Below are 14,717 nucleotides of genomic sequence, written 5' to 3' on the forward strand. Positions count from 1 at the left end.
ACCTTCTCCCCGAGCCAAAGTAGGTACCATCGGCAGGGCGCTGACCGAAGACGCAGCGCCGGAAGCGTTTGTCAGCAGACACCCGGGGGTTTGAAACCCTCGCAGTCGCGACTAAAGCCGAAGGGTGCAATCGACGCCACGCTGACCCGGACGAGCCATTCGGGCCAACCTCTTGAAGGCTAGAAGGCCGAGACGGCCGCCGTCGGGTAGGTCGTCAGCTACGTGCTGCACGACATCGTCGTAACATGGGACCATCTCAAGACCGAACGTCAACAGAACAGCTGCAGTGTCGCGTAGGAGGCACTAGTCTCTTACGTCCGTTTGGATGAGGCTGACGTTCTGCAGGCCTGCCGATTGAATATGCCCACGCCCTTCGCCAGCATGCCGTCGGAAAGGTCGATGCCGATAACTTGGCCTCCCAAACCAACGGCCGCCGAGAGACCTCCTAAGTTGATGCCCGTTCCGCAACAGAGGTCCACCACAGCGTCATTGGGCGACAGACCGAGGTTCCCAATCAAACGACGTTGGTACTAGCCGAAGCCCAACGCCCGGAAGCCGGGCGTGAGAAGGTGGTAGCGATCGGCGATCCGGTCGCAGAGCCTCTCGATCTGCTCGCGGTTCAGGACGGTCCTCGGGTCGGCGCTCCCGTTGTCTTACTTGGGGTGACGGACGCATTCGCCAGATCGACATCGGCGCTCATGTGCTCCGCCCCGAAGCGTTCGTGCAGGAGGGCTTTCGCTGCTCACCGGACAGGTGAAGGATCGGTACCCAGCACAGCCTCGATCCCCAGAATAGTATCGGCCTCTGTTCTATGATGAACCAGACATGAACGTGCCAGACGCCCGTCATCCCTGGCACGTCCGCGAGGAGTACCGCACGGATCTTCTTAGCCTGCAGACCTTCGGCGCGCTTTCGATCAAGATCGACGCCCTTTCCTTCGTGACCAAGCAGACGGCGCGCAGGATCAGGGTAGTGACGAAGACGGAGAGGATCGGGTCGATCGGTATCCATCTCGTCGGCATAATGACGAGTGATGCGCCGATGGTGCCGACGGAACCGGGGAGGTCGCTGAGTACGTGCACGGCCGCCGCCCGGACGTTGAGTTTCTGTCCCTTCCGGCGGCTGAGCACCCAGAACGGGGCGATGGTGACGAGGAGCCCCGAGATCGCGAACAGCGCAAAGCTGTTCACGAAGGCCGCGAGCATGGAGAAGCGGGTCGTAGCCTTAGCACCGCTTTCACGTCGCAGGGCGCCGGGACACGTGGACGGCGCCAAGCGGTAGGGCGAACGTGCCGGACGCCCGTCATCATGGGTCGGACGTTGGCGCAGAGGCGAGGGAGCCCGAAGGGCGGCCGCCGACCAACTTGGCGAGCATGAAGGCACCCGGTAAAGCCGGCCGCGACGACGAGCTTCCGCTCGCTCTGCCGCGGCACGTCGCAGCTGTGGTCGTGTGAACCGCTCACGGGGTTCTCTTACTCTGCCGGCATTGCGCTCATGGGCGCCTCGCTGTTTTGCATGCCACCCCGCTCCTCCTGCAGCCGCGGGGCGAACCAGCGGTGCAGGGCCGGCAGGACGAACAGGGTGAGCAAGGTCGAGGTGACGAGGCCGCCGACAACGACCGTCGCCAGCGGCCGTTGCACCTCGGCTCCAACGCCGGTCGCGAAGAGCAGGGGAGCGAGGCCCAGTGCCGTCGTCAGCGCGGTCATCAGCACCGGGCGGGCTCTGGAGACGGCGCCTTCGACGGCCGCCTGGTCGAGCGGCCGCCCCTCCTTCGCAAAGCGGTCGAGGTAGCTGACCAGCACCATGCCGTTGCCGAGCGCGATGCCGAAGAGAGCGATGAAGCCCACCGTGGCGGGCACTGAGACCGGAATGCCGGTCACCCACAGCGCGAGCGCCCCGCCGACGAGGGCGAGCGGGATGTTGAGGAGGATCAGGAAAGCCGACTTCAGCCGCCCGAAGGTGAAGAGCAGGATCAGGAGCACGATGCCGAGCGTGATCGGGATGACGACCGCGAAGCGCTGGTTCGCCTGCTGCTGCAACTCGAACTGCCCGCCCCAGACGACGCGGTAGCCGGGCGGCAGGTCGAGCTCCGCCGCCGCGAGCGTCTGCGCTTCCTGAACGAACGAGCCGATGTCTCTTCCTCTGACGTTCGCCTGGACCGTGATGAAACGCTGACCGTTCTCCCGCGTGATCTGCCGGGGACCGACGACCTCGCGAACGTCGGCTATGGCCTCGAGCGGGACGAGCGCCCCGCCCGGTGCCTCGATCACAAGGCGCCGGACTGCCTCCGGTGTGTCGCGCGCCGCTTCGTCGTATCGCACGAGGATCGGGAACTGCCGCACGCCCTCGAACACGGTGCCGGCGGTCTCGCCGCCGATGGCGGCCCTGACAGTGGTCAGCGCCTTGTCGATGGTGATGCCGTACCGAGCGAGGGCGCTGCGATCGAGATCGACTTGGAGCTGCGGTGCGCCGGTCACCTGGTCCATCTGGACATCGCTCGCGCCGCGCACGCCCTGCATGACGCTCTGCAAGGCGCCGCCGGCCCCGATCAGCTCCTCCGTGTCGGGACCGAAGATCTTGACGGCGAGCTCCGCCTTTGTGCCGGTCAGAAGCTCGTCGATGGACATGGCGATGGGTTGGCTGACGTTGATGAGGACGCCGGGGAAGCGCTCCAGCTCTTCCGAGATCGCCGCCCTGAGCGCTGGGGCCGTCAACCCGTCCCGCCACTCTGATTTCCGCGCCAGCGCCAGAAAGGACTCCGCGCTGTTGGTCGGATCGGCGTGGGCCCCGACCTCGCCGCGCCCGATCCGGGTGACGACCCGCTCGACCTCGGGGAAGCTGTCGAGAATGCGCCGCTCGACCTTGGTCATGGTCTCCCGCGCCTCGGTCAGCGAGATGGACGGTGGCATGGTCGTCCGGAGGAGGATGTCGCCCTCTTCGAGCGTCGGCGTGAACTCCGAGCCGACGCGCGGGACGACAGCCGCGCCGATCAGAAGCAAGAAGCATGCAAGCCCGACCGCGACCGCCCGCCTGCGGACGAAGAACGCCGCGGCAGGTTCGATCAGCCTGCCAAGCCTACCCGGTCCTTCGGCTTCTCGCTGCAGCTCCGGCCGCATTACCCAGCCGGCGATCGCCGGCGCGACGAGCCCTGCGTAGAGTAGCGAGCCCGTCATCGCGAGCGCCGCGGAGGCGGCGAGGGGGCCGAAGGTCTTCCCGGCCACGCCCTCTAGCGCGAAGAGCGGCAGGAAGACGACGATCACGACCGCGACGGCGGCGAGGAGGGGGGCGATCACCTCCGCCGTGGCCTCGGCGACCGCGCGGCGCCGGTCTTCGCCCGGACGGTCGGTCAGCACCCGGTCGACATTCTCCGCGATGACGATCGCGCCGTCGACCATCATGCCGATCGCGATGGTGACACCGCCGAGCGACATCAGGTTCGCCGAGACGCCGAAGAGCTTCATGCCGAGGAAGGCGAAGCCGACCGAGAAGGGGATCGACAGGACGACGACCAGGCTTGGCCGCCAGCCGCCCAAGAACACGAAGATTAGGACGGCGACGAGGAGGGCGCCCTGCCACAGGGCCGTCGTGACGGTCGATGAGGCCGCGTTCACGAGCGTCGCCTGGTCGTAGTAGGGGACGGCCCGCACCCCGTCCGGCAGCGAGGCGTTAATCTCATCGAAGCGGTCTCGCGCCCGCGCGATCACGTCGGAGGTGTTGGTGCCGTAGAGTTTCAGCACCATGCCGCCGACGATCTCGCCTTCGCCATCGGCGGTCATCATGCCCTGCCGCACGCCGCCGCCGATCTCGAGCGTGGCGACGTCGCGTACGCGGACTGGCGTTCCCTCTACGGTCTTCAGGACCGCGTCGCCGAGGTCGTCTAAGTCCTCAGCAAGGCCGATCCCGCGGACGACGTACTGCTCCTGATCGACCTCGAGGTACTGCGCGCCCGTCGTGCGGTTCCCTGCCTCGAGCGCCGCGACCACATCCTCGATCGCAAGGTCGTAGCGCAGTAGGGCGTCAGGGCTAACTTGGACTTGGTACTGCTTCTCGAACCCGCCGAGCGACAGCACCTCCGTGACCCCGGGAACGGTCTGTAGCTGAACCTTGATCAGCCAGTCCTGGATCTCGCGCATCTCGATAAGGCTGCGCGTGCCCGTCTCGTCGACGAGGTTATAGTAGAAGATGATGCCGAGCCCCGTGCTAATCGGGCCCATCTTCGGTTCGCCGAAACCTTCGGGTATCGCCTCGCGCGCCTCGGCCAGGCGCTCGCCGACGACCTGCCGGGCGAAGTAAACGTCCGTTCCGTCCTCGAAGTAGATGTTGAGGACGGAGAGGCCAAAGTTCGAGACCGATCGGATCTCCTCGAGCTTCGGCAAGCCGGACATGGACGTCTCGAGCGGATAGGTGATGTAGCGTTCGACTTCCTCGGGGGCGAGGCCATCGGTCTCGGTGAAGACTTGCACGAGGGCGGGAGTGACGTCGGGAAAGGCGTCGACGGGGAGGGCGCGGAAGGCCCAAAGTCCGCCGATCGTCATGGCGAGGGCGGCGAGTCCGGCGAGGAGCCGGCCGCCGACCACGCGGGAGAGAAGGCTGGTCATGATCGTTGTCCTACGGAATATGCGGGGGGAAGCTCGGCGCGGGCGCTAATGCGCATGCCCGCCGCCGAAGGCGTCCTTCTCGAGCTCGGCCTTGAGGGTGAACGCGCCGCTCGCGACGAAGGAGTCGCCCGATGCGAGGCCGTCTTCGATCACGACCCGCCCGCCCGCGGTCCGTCCCGTCCTGACGGGCTTGGCGAGGTATCCATCGCCCTCGGGCACGAAGACGACGTCCTCGCCCTCGACGCGGACGACGGCCTCGCTCGGCACAGTCACGGCGGTGGCGCCGGACCCGGCCTCAATGCTGGCGCGGACGTACTGACCGGGACGCAGTCTTCCGTTCTCGTTCGGCAGGACGACACGGGCGGTCGCAGTGCGCGTGCCTTCCGTCAGCTGCGGCGTCACGAAGGCGACTTCGCCCTCGGCGACGATTGTGCCGGACCGGTCCGAAAGACGGACGGGCTGGCTTTCCCTGATGCGATCCAGGTCGACGGCATAGATCTGCACGTCCGCCCAGACGACGGCGTCGTCTGCGACGACGAAGGCGGGCGAGCCGCCATCCTCTCCGGCCTGGACGGACTGCCCGAGGGCAAGGTGCCGCTCGATGACCCGGCCGGCGATCGGTGCGGTCAGGCGGTAGCGCCCGGCAGCCCCGTCCGGACTGCTCGCCAGCGCCTCGATCCGGTCGTGATCGACGCCGGCGGCGTGAAGCGCGGTCTCTGCCGCCTCGCGCCGGGCGGCGGCGCCCGCTGCCGCCTGCCGCGCTTCGGCGAACTCCGCTTCGGAGGTGACGCCCTGATCCAACAGCCGGCGTTTTCGCTCGTAGGTCGCCTGGGCGTAGCGCTCCTGCGCCTCGCCTTCTTTGTAGGCGGAGACGAGGCTCGCGAGCCGTCCGCTGTCGAGGACGGCAAGAACGTCGCCCGCGTCGACGATGTCGCCTTCTGTCGCATCGATCGCGTGCACGACACCGCCGACGCGCGGGACGATCATGGCGAGCCGGTCGGCCGCGAAGCGGATCTCGGCCGGCAGGTCTGCCGTGTCACCGACGACGCTTTCTTCCGCGACGGCGATCTCGATGCCGAGGTCGGCCAACGCGTCAGGGGTAAGTGCGACGAAGCCGGCACGCTCTTCGTGCTCGCCTTCATGAGGTTCTTCTGCCCCGGCGTTCGTCGGTTGGCGTTCGCTTCCGCAGGCGACGAGGACGAGGAGGGCGGCTGTTGCAGTGGCCATGGAGAGTCGGGTCATCGGTTCGCCTCCTGACAATATGTCGGCGAGAAGGGGGGCAGGCTCGCAAGAGAGAGGACGTCCGCCTGTCCCTGTCGAGCGGCGAGGGCGGCCGTCAGCGCGGCTCGGCGCGTCTCGACGAGCCTTGTCTGCGCGTCGAGCGCGGTGGTGAGGTCGAACTTGCCCTCACGGTATCCGATCCGGGCGGCCTCGGCTGCAGCCTCTGCGGCTGGCAGAGCCTCTTCGACGAGGGTCCGGCGCCGTCTCTCGGCCCGCTCGGCGAGGGCAACGGCCTGGCCCGCCCTGGCAACGAGGCGGCGCGCCGCGATTTCGGCTTCGTAGGCGCTGCCCGCCGCCCTGGCTCTCCCAGCCCTTCGGTTGCCCTGGTTCCGATCGAACAGCGGCAGCGGCACGCTAAGGCCTGCGACGAGCGCTTCGGTCCCGTCCGCCTCGAAGCGGCGGACGCCGACGCTCGCCGTCACGTCGGGATAGGCTTCGGCCCTCGCCGCCCGGTGTTCGGCGGCGCGGGCTTCCGCGGTGGCGTCGGCGATGCGTCTTTGCGGGTGGTCAGTCAGGCGCGCCGTCAGCCGTTCGATCGGCGGCAGCTGCGCCTCGTTCCAGAAGGACGGAAGGTCGACCTCGACCGGCGCTGTCCGCCCCCATAGCGTAGCGAGCGCAAAGGCGAGGGCTTCCGCCGTACCGAGCGCTTCTTCGGCTGCAGCCTCGGCGTCCGCGCGCGCCGCGACAGCGCGGTCGAGCGCGGCGCGGGGCGACTCGCCTGCCTCGACGCGAGCCCGGACGGCCCCCTCGAGATCCTCGGCCAGGCCTGCCGCTTCCTCGAATAGCGACGCCGCTTCGCGAGCCGCGGCGAGTTCGTAGGCGAGAGAGACGGCTTCGCGCTCGACGGTGCGTAGGACGAGGTCGCGGTCGGCTGCGGCGACGGCCGCCCTGGCCGCGGCTGCCCGACGGTCCAGCCGACGCTGACCGCCAATGCGGAAGGTCTGGCCGATGGAAACCGTCGTCTCGGCGGCGTCGTAGCCGCGTAGCGGACCTGCACTGCCAAGGGCGTCGGCGCCGAAGTTCTCCGCCTCGACCGAGAGGACGGGGTTCTCCCAAAGTCCGGCCTGCGCCGCCTCGTGTCGCTGAGCGACGGTTTCCAGAGCGGCGGCGCGGATGTCAGGGGATGCCGCCCGGACGGCGTCGAGGATCGCCGGGATGGTCAGCGATCCGGTGTCCGCTGGTATGGGGGCCGCCGCTGGCGGCACGGCGCATGATTCCTGCGCGACTGCCGGAACGGCAGGCAGGAGAGCGAGGACCGCCAATGCGGCCCCGCCCGAATGACGGATGGGCATGGATCTTCCTTCGCGTGGGCTGAACCTGAAGCGCGCACGAGGCGCGCGAGCGTCAGGTCAGCCGCGCGGCGGTCGGAAGAGGCCGTCGGTTAGCGGAAAAGGCAGAGAGTCCGACGAAGGCTGGCCGACGCTGCCCGCAATCCTAACGGCGGGCGCTATCCGAAGCGGGTTCGTTGCTAAAGCGTGGCCATGGCACGAGCCGCACGGCGCGTGGGCGGGATGGTCGTGCTGAGACCTCTCACTGTCAGGCGCTTCGGATGGGTCAGCCTGCACGCCTTCCACTGCGACTCGATCGAGGTCGCCCCCGTGGATGAGCGCTTCTTCCGTTGCGTGGACCGACGCCATGATGCCGCCGACAAGCCCCAGGCTAGCCGTGATCGCTAACAGGAGGCGAAGGGAAGACGGAAGTCGAACCACGCCCGGTACCTAATACGGCTCGCGTGAATGCAAAATGAACTGACGGTCACAGGCCATCGGTAGAACGTGCAACGCGCCGACGCAGCGGCGCGTTCAGCCTGTTTCTTGCCGACCCAGACGGCGCGAAATCCACGAGTGCTTCATATCCGCTTCTGCGCCTGGCAGGAGATACAGGGTACGGCGAAGTGTGCAGGTTCAGTATCTGACTCGGCGGACTGCGTCCGCTCGACGTTTGAGAAGGGCAATTAGCAGTTCGCGGTTTCGCCACCTACTTTCAAATCAGCCGGCCCGTTACGAGGGCAGCCATGTAGTAGACGCTCTACCATGAGCAGGAGGGCATCGCGGCGGATCGGCTTAGAGAGGTATCCGTCCATATCCCGCTCTCGACAGATCGCTTCCTGTTCCGCGGAAGCATGTGCCGTCAGGCACAGTACAGGGGTTCGGTCCAGCCCTTTCCGCTTCTCGATGGACCGGATGAGAGCCGTCGCTTCGTACCCATCGAGTTTTGGCATCGAGAGGTCCATGAGGATGACATCGAAGCGGTCCTGCTCGAAAGCCTCGACGGCCGCCTCGCCATCGTTGGCCATGACCAACTGATAGCCGTCCGCCTTCAGGAACTGCTCGACGACCATCCGGTTCACGGCGTTGTCGTCAACGACAAGCACGCGGGAGATCCGTGGTTCATTCGCGTCGAGGAAGGATCGCGTCGCGCTATCGCCGTTCCGACTGGTTACTGATCCAGCGGGTTGAAGCGCCTCGTCGGGATCAGCGCAGACGGAGAAAAGGTCGAGCTTGAACGTGGACCCACGACCAAGCTCCGACGTGACGCTCAGCGTTCCGCCCATCAGGGAAACGAGGCGCCGTGAGATCGCCAAGCCAAGTCCGGTTCCTTCGAACCGACGCGTCATCGCACCATCGGCTTGACTGAATTCCTCGAAGATCGTCTCGATCTTATCCTCGGCGATGCCTATCCCAGTGTCATCCACGGCGACGGACCAAGCCAGCTGAGCGTCGTTCTTCTGGCAGGCGAGAGTGACAGTAACGCTGCCCCTCTCGGTGAACTTGATCGCGTTGCCGACAACGTTCATCAGAACCTGTCGGAACCGACCAGCGTCGCCGAATATGGTTGGGACGGCATCGCAGCAGGCGAAATCGAGGCTCAAACCCTTCCGGTCGGCGGTCGATCGAAGGAGAAGAACGACGTCTTCGGTGACGGTGCGAGGATCGAACGGTGCGTCGGCGAGATCGATGTGGCCGGCTTCGATCTTAGAGAAGTCGAGAACGTCGTTGATTACCGTGAGAAGCGCCTCGCCGGACGTGAAGATGGTTTGCGCGTAACGTCGCTGCTGCTCGTCGAGCGTCTCTTCGAGTAAGAGTTCCGCCATCGCCAATACACCGTTCATCGGTGTACGGATTTCGTGACTGATGTTTGCGAGGAAGGCGGATTTTGCCGCGCTCGCCTCCAGGGCGACCCTTCGTTCGTTCTCGGCTTCCTGCAACTCTCGTTCTGCCGCTAGGCGCTGAAGGTGGGCCATGCCCGTCGCTGCGGCACCGGTCAGTCGAACGAGCCGTTCGGTCTCGGAGACCTGCCACCGGGCGAAGTGCCGTGATAGTAGAACGACGATCTTTCTTCTGTTCTGGACCGGAAACGGAAGGAGCGCGGCACCGCGGTATCCATGCCACCCTTCTGGCATGCCGACGGTATCGGCAGTCCATACTCGGTGGAGGTCTGGAAGGACGACTGTCTGTCCAGAAAGAACGCGCTTGAGTGCCTGGTTGTCGTCCAAGCCTAGGCCAACCCAAGAGGATCGGGACGACGCGCGGCATACCCAGGCAGTGTCAGCGTACTCGAAGACAGAGGCAACATCGGCTTCCTCGAAGCCGGAGAACATGGCGTCGAAGGTTTCAGTCTCTGTGGTTGCCGACAGGGTTCGTGCGTTTACCGCCTGTACAAGGTCGGCATCATGAAGATGGGACAGCGCCTTCTCGTGTTTGCGCTGAAGGCTTCGAAGCGCTTCGCGGAGGCGTTCCTCAGTCTGCGGCATGGCCAAGCACCGAACATGCAATCATGAGGTTGCCGTGCTGATTGCCGGCAGTGACGCTCGCGCCCTGCTCGCCGAAGGTGAAGGCCGTGAGGAAAGGCGCTGGACCCAACTTCTGACGGAGCGCATCGACCACTTCGTCGAGTCGATCAGGCATTCCCATCATGCAGCCGGCACAGAAGATGATCAGAGCACCAGCTGTCTCGTCGTCTTCGAAGCCTGCCAGGCTCCGCGCATCCGCGACCGCCATGCCCGCCCGCCGAATGACACTCGCGCCGTCCCCAGTCATGACGCTAAGTTCCTCTCCGTCGTGAATGTCGGCGAAGACGCCGACGCTGCCATCGGCTTCGAAGGTTGCGGCATGGAGAAGTAGGTACTCGTCAACGCCTTCGAACGTGCCGAGAAACCGCCCGAATGGGGTCGGAAGCTTGGTCGCGACTAACGCTTCGCTCACGCTGGCGTCGGCATCGAGCCCAAAGAGTTCGCGGCGGTAGCGGTTAGCGGCAGGCTGCCCGTCGAGCGTATGAATCACTCGTCGTTCGGTAGCGCGGACGCGCATCGTCCGGCCCGTCGGCGCGTAGCCGCTTTCGAAGGCCAGGCCGTTGGCGCCTGATGGGAAGAGCACAGCCACTGAGACGGCGGTTTGATACGTGCCGTTCCGACCGAACTGGCGCCAGTTCCCGGCAATCGTATTATCGGCCGAGGAACCCCCGACGATGGGACAGTTCGGTCCAACGACGGCAGCGATGCCGCTCAGAACCTCTTCCTCATGGCCGGGCGGTGCGCACAGCCAAACCTGAGCGGGCGCTTCGTAAGGGCGACCGGCATCGATCAGCGCTTGTTCAACTGCTTTGGACGCCGCGTCGCCCGCGCTTGCCTCGATGACGACGGTCGAGGCGCCGTAGCATCCCTGTTCGTCTATGACTGCGAGTAGGGACGTAACGGCCTCGCCATGGTGGCTTCCTGTTTCAGTCAGGACGCCACCACTCGTGGTGCCGCCGAAGATCGGCGTATCGGGGAAAGCTAGAGAGAGCGCGCGGACGAAGTCGTCGGTGGCAACGTCTTCGGTCGCGTACGCGACCAGGAGGCTGATGCCCGCGTTGGTTCGGCTCGCGATCGAAGCACGAAGCTCGGCGACGGCCCCCCGTGCATCGGTCGCTCGCGATATGGCTGTCAGTAACATTCGTTCCCCCGGCAAACGACACTGTAAGAAGGCACAGATTAAGTTGCGATGAAGATTGAGCTTTCTCGGACGGGTGACCCACCTCCCACCCCTCGCGATCGAGTGACTTCTCATTGTTCTGGTTGAGCGTTCTCTGCCGACCGGTACGGCGAGTACGATGTCAGCGATGTACCCCAGCACGAGCGCGAGGCGTTGCCTGCGGCACCCTCTTTCTCCTGAGCGTCGTCTCGCGGGCCTCGACGCTGACGGGAAACATCACCGCTGTCGCGACCGCCACGTCGTCGTCAGCCGGACGCAGCTCCGGCGTCAGGTTCTGGCTCATGAAAGGTTTGACGTTCCAGGGCGATGACCGAGCCCGAAGCGACACGATCCGTTCGCGTACCGCAGCGCCGACCACTCCGGACCATGCACGCCAATGAAGGAACTTGGGCACAGCTCGCGCGTTCGTTCGATAACTGCACGAGGGTCCTCATGCTTGAAAACGTTCCTGCTTTCCTCGGACGTTCGTTGAAGAACGTCCGCGCCGGACCCGCGAAGCTAATGGCGGCGAAGCCGTCTACCGCGCCCCGTGCGCCTTCCGACGGATTCACTCTGACCAGTCCCGCGTTCGAACCCGGCGGGACGCTGCCGGCCCGGTTCACGGCCGATGCGAAGGAAGAGGCCGTGTCGCCGCCCCTCGCTTGGACCGATCCGCCCGCCGGCACGAAGTCGCTGGTTCTGGTCGTCGAAGACGCGGATGCGCCTAGCCCCGAGCCGTTGGTTCATTGGCTCGCCTGGGACCTCCTCGGGCAAGGGGGCAGTTTGGCCGACTCAGCGTCGGTGCCGTCGACCGGTCGAAACTCGTACCAGCAACAGGCTTGGCTGCCCCCCGATCCTCCGAACGGGCATGGCGCTCACGACTACGTCTTCCAGCTCTTCGCGCTAGACGTACCGATCGACCTGAAGTCCGGGTCGGGTCGGACAGCGGTCGAAGACGCGCTGACCGGTCATGTCCTCGCAGTTGCGGTGCTGCAGGCCTCCTACGAGCGGCCGGGGTGACGGGCAGCTCTAGCCGAGGAACGGAGAACCGGCGGCGACTCCGTCGGACGCCAAGTCGGCTTGCCGCTCTTTACGTTGCGGAACTCGATCCTACGGTACGGCGGAATGTCGCCGTAGTCCTCGCGGGAGAGAGCGGCATGGTCAGCCCGCAAGCCCGCGGGGAGACCATTCTAGCACACGCGGAATGTCCGAAGATGCGACGGACCGAACAGGTCGTAGTGGCAGGTCACATAGCGTCCGGCTTCGGGTGAGAACCGAAGCCGAAGTTGCGCTGATCGGTTACGGCGTCATCACGCACTTCACGCAGCCGTCGTCCTTTGCGCGGAAGGTCTTGTAGAAGTCCGGGCCCGCCTCGAGTCCGCCCCTATGGGTGATGATCATGGAGGGGTCGATCTCGCCGCCTTCGATCCGCTCGAGCAGCGGGCGGAGGTAGCGCTGCACGTGGGTCTGGCCCGAGTTCATGCTCAGCGCCTTGTTCATGAAGGGTCCGATCGGGAACACCGTCATCGCGCCGTAGACGCCAGGCACGGACAGCGTGCCGCCCTTGCGGGTGGACTTGACCATCTCGGACAGAACGTGGGGCCGGTCCATCGCGCCCGTGGTGTGGAGTTGGATCGACTCGGCGATGCTGGCGCCGTGATTGTGGCCGTGACTCTCCGCGCCGACCGCGTCGATCGACCGGTCGGGGCCGCGCCCGCCCGTCATCTCGTCGAGACGCTCCTTCACGTCGCCCTGGTTGAAGTCGATCACCTCGGCGTTGCCGTAACTCTTGGCCAGCGCGATCCGCTCGGGCACGCCCTCGATCGCGATGACACGGCCCGCGCCCAGCATCCAGGCCGAGCGGATGGCGAAGAGCCCGACGGGGCCCGCGCCCCAGACGGCCACGGTGTCGCCTTCTTGGATGTTCGCGTTCTCTGCAGCCATGTAGCCGGTAGGGAAGATGTCGGAGAGGAAGAGGACTTTCTCGTCCGAAAGCGTGTCGTTCTCGACCTTCACTGGCCCTACGTCGGCATGAGGTACACGGACGTACTCGGCTTGGCCGCCTGCATAGCCGCCCAGGAGGTGCGAGAAGCCGAACAGGCCGGCGGGCGCGTGACCCATCGCCTCGATCGCGTTCTCTTTCGTACGGTTGGTGTTGTCGCAGAGCGAGTAGAGTTCACGCTGGCAGAACCAACACTCGCCGCAGGAGATGGTGAAGGGGACGACGACCCGGTCGCCGACCTTCAGGCGACGGACCTCGCTGCCGATCTCGACGACCTCGCCCATGAACTCGTGGCCGAGAACGTCCCCGTTCTCCATCTTCGGCACCAGCCCGTCGAGGAGGTGAAGGTCGGAGCCGCAGATCGCGGTCTTAGTGACCCTGACGATGCAGTCCCGAGGATCCTCGATCGAAGGGTCGGGCACGGTGTCGTGCCGAACGTCGTTTTTTCCGTGCCAAACCAGCGCGCGCATCGGGAACCTCTTACGTCAAGTCGGCTGGCGTAGCGGAAAGCCACCCCCGGCCTGGACTCAAGGAACGTTAGTGCCCGCGTTTCGTTCCAACGCGCTATGAGGGCTCCATCCTCTGACTAGCACTCCCGAGCATTCTCAGGCGATGATACAAAAGCCCGTCGCCCGTTCGGTAAGCGCGATGAACCGTTCAGCACGCCGATCTTGCGTAGGCACGATCGGTCCGGAACCTTCTTCGAGCGGTGCGTCCATCGCTCAAACCTCGGACGGTCGCTTACGGTGGTAATTGCAACCTACTCGTTGCCTATCGGGTGAGAACGCCGCAGGCCGGGTCCAGACGCGTCCGGCTCGACTGTACGATGCTACAGGCAGGGCAGGAGAGCCGATGGTTGTTACCAGGCTTCCAGCGCACCGCGCCGACCGACGAGCGCCACCCCTTTCCGCAAGGAGCAGCTTCAGCTCAACCCAGCGGCGCTATACCGTACCTCTGGCTTGTAAGAACGATCCCTGCGATCTGCGCGCCGACGCTGGTAGCGATGTTCAGCGACACGACGACCGCAGCGAGAAGCGCAGCGCGCCATGCCCTCCCGAACGGGCCCTTCGTGCGGAACGCTCCGCGATAGCCCGTCTGCGTGTCGATGGCGAAGGTGATTGCCGCCAGACCGAGGGCGTAGGCCGTGAGGCTATCGCCCGGCACGAAGAGCATCATCGTCATGAAGACCGGCATCAGGCTGGCGCTCGGAACGATGACCGCAAAGAAGTAGCGTTGGCGCAACGCAGCGGAGGTGCGCTCACCCCAGAAGGGATAGACGAGCGAAAGCGCGACCATGGTGACGATCTGAAGGATCGGTACGAGGCCGAAGATCCAAAGCACCGCTTCCTTGCCGATGTCGCCCATCGTCTTGCCGGGCGGAACGATGACGCCCGCCTCGGCGAAACCGGCGGCATAGGCGTCGATCATCCCGGTATTGCCGCCGATCCACCAGACCTTGAGGAGAGAGTAGAGAGCGAAGAAGGAAAGATAGAGCCGGATCGAGGGCGTGTAGGTCCCGTTCCAGTCGAGCGACCGCGCCGCCGCGAAGTAGCGCTTCGGCCGAGCCCAAAGCATGCGGACCGACCGAAGGCCGCGGACGTTCAGGCCGAAGAGGTCCTCGGCCAGCGCGTCCATCGGCAAGGTCGCGAGGTCGCGTGTCTGACTACTCATCGCCGCGTCTCCCTTCGCGAACTCTTCAAGCCTAGGGCCGCATCGAACGTTTGGCGAGGCGTAGGACCAGTACGCCGAGCAACCGAACCGTCTGTGGTCCTGACCTCGCCGGAGAGTGCGGGTCCGTCGCGCCGCTTCAAGCGGGCGACGACCGAACCTAACGCCCCCCCCAGCGGATATACCGGTTTACATCGTGAACCGGTATATCTATATC

General features: G+C 65.5%; 12 protein-coding genes. 2 read left to right on the forward strand and 10 right to left on the reverse strand.

The annotated features are described in order from the left end of the window. Positions 1 to 311: 311 nt before the first annotated feature. From GGQ59_RS15560 to GGQ59_RS08100, 5 genes are all read right to left on the reverse strand, one after another. Positions 312 to 482, reverse strand: a complete 171-nt coding sequence (locus GGQ59_RS15560) for a methyltransferase domain-containing protein (protein WP_425511356.1) — start codon at positions 480 to 482, stop codon at positions 312 to 314. A gap of 363 nt (positions 483 to 845) precedes the next feature. After that, a complete protein-coding gene (locus tag GGQ59_RS15565) occupies positions 846 to 1,205 on the reverse strand; it encodes a cation efflux transmembrane domain-containing protein (RefSeq protein WP_183817386.1) in 360 nt (119 codons plus the stop codon). A 266-nt stretch (positions 1,206 to 1,471) separates the two neighbouring features. Then, the gene (locus tag GGQ59_RS08090; protein ID WP_183817388.1) at positions 1,472 to 4,597 is read right to left on the reverse strand and encodes an efflux RND transporter permease subunit; all 3,126 of its coding nucleotides are present in this window, start codon (positions 4,595 to 4,597) and stop codon (positions 1,472 to 1,474) included. 45 nt (positions 4,598 to 4,642) lie between these two features. Further along, positions 4,643 to 5,839, reverse strand: coding sequence for an efflux RND transporter periplasmic adaptor subunit (locus GGQ59_RS08095; protein ID WP_183817390.1), 1,197 nt, complete (start codon positions 5,837 to 5,839; stop codon positions 4,643 to 4,645). Further along, positions 5,836 to 7,170, reverse strand: coding sequence for a TolC family protein (locus GGQ59_RS08100; RefSeq protein WP_183817392.1), 1,335 nt, complete (start codon positions 7,168 to 7,170; stop codon positions 5,836 to 5,838). Before GGQ59_RS08100 ends, GGQ59_RS08095 begins: the two co-directional genes overlap by 4 nt. Positions 7,171 to 7,359: 189 nt before the next feature. Between GGQ59_RS08100 and GGQ59_RS08105 the strand changes: the two genes are divergently transcribed. Next, positions 7,360 to 7,554 (forward strand): hypothetical protein, encoded by a 195-nt coding sequence (locus GGQ59_RS08105; RefSeq protein ID WP_183817394.1) that lies wholly within the window; start codon positions 7,360 to 7,362, stop codon positions 7,552 to 7,554. 278 nt (positions 7,555 to 7,832) lie between these two features. Here the strand turns inward: GGQ59_RS08105 and GGQ59_RS08110 are convergent, their stop codons facing one another. Genes GGQ59_RS08110 through GGQ59_RS08120 form a run of 3 tightly spaced genes read right to left on the reverse strand, consistent with a single transcriptional unit; the run spans position 7,833 to position 11,134 of the window. Beyond that, on the reverse strand, positions 7,833 to 9,632 hold the full coding sequence (locus GGQ59_RS08110; protein ID WP_183817396.1) for an ATP-binding protein: 1,800 nt from the start codon (positions 9,630 to 9,632) through the stop codon (positions 7,833 to 7,835). Further along, entirely contained in the window at positions 9,619 to 10,926 is a 1,308-nt protein-coding gene (locus tag GGQ59_RS08115) for an FIST signal transduction protein (RefSeq protein WP_183817398.1), read from the reverse strand. The genes GGQ59_RS08110 and GGQ59_RS08115 overlap by 14 nt, the downstream gene beginning before the upstream one ends. Before the next feature lie 46 nt (positions 10,927 to 10,972). After that, positions 10,973 to 11,134 (reverse strand): hypothetical protein, encoded by a 162-nt coding sequence (locus tag GGQ59_RS08120; RefSeq protein WP_183817400.1) that lies wholly within the window; start codon positions 11,132 to 11,134, stop codon positions 10,973 to 10,975. 218 nt (positions 11,135 to 11,352) lie between these two features. On the opposite strand from GGQ59_RS08120, the gene GGQ59_RS08125 reads away from it, so the two are divergent. Then, on the forward strand, positions 11,353 to 11,850 hold the full coding sequence (locus GGQ59_RS08125; RefSeq protein WP_246408629.1) for a YbhB/YbcL family Raf kinase inhibitor-like protein: 498 nt from the start codon (positions 11,353 to 11,355) through the stop codon (positions 11,848 to 11,850). 279 nt (positions 11,851 to 12,129) lie between these two features. Here GGQ59_RS08125 and GGQ59_RS08130 read toward each other — a convergent pair whose 3' ends face one another. Both GGQ59_RS08130 and GGQ59_RS08135 read right to left on the reverse strand, forming a co-directional pair. After that, on the reverse strand, positions 12,130 to 13,302 hold the full coding sequence (locus GGQ59_RS08130) for a zinc-dependent alcohol dehydrogenase (protein ID WP_183817403.1): 1,173 nt from the start codon (positions 13,300 to 13,302) through the stop codon (positions 12,130 to 12,132). Between the two features lie 457 nt (positions 13,303 to 13,759). Continuing rightward, positions 13,760 to 14,503, reverse strand: coding sequence for a hypothetical protein (locus GGQ59_RS08135; RefSeq protein WP_183817405.1), 744 nt, complete (start codon positions 14,501 to 14,503; stop codon positions 13,760 to 13,762). Between the last annotated feature and the right edge of the window lie 214 nt (positions 14,504 to 14,717).

Source organism: Parvularcula dongshanensis, from assembly GCF_014199615.1.
GTDB classification, from domain to species: Bacteria; Pseudomonadota; Alphaproteobacteria; order Caulobacterales; family Parvularculaceae; genus Parvularcula; species Parvularcula dongshanensis.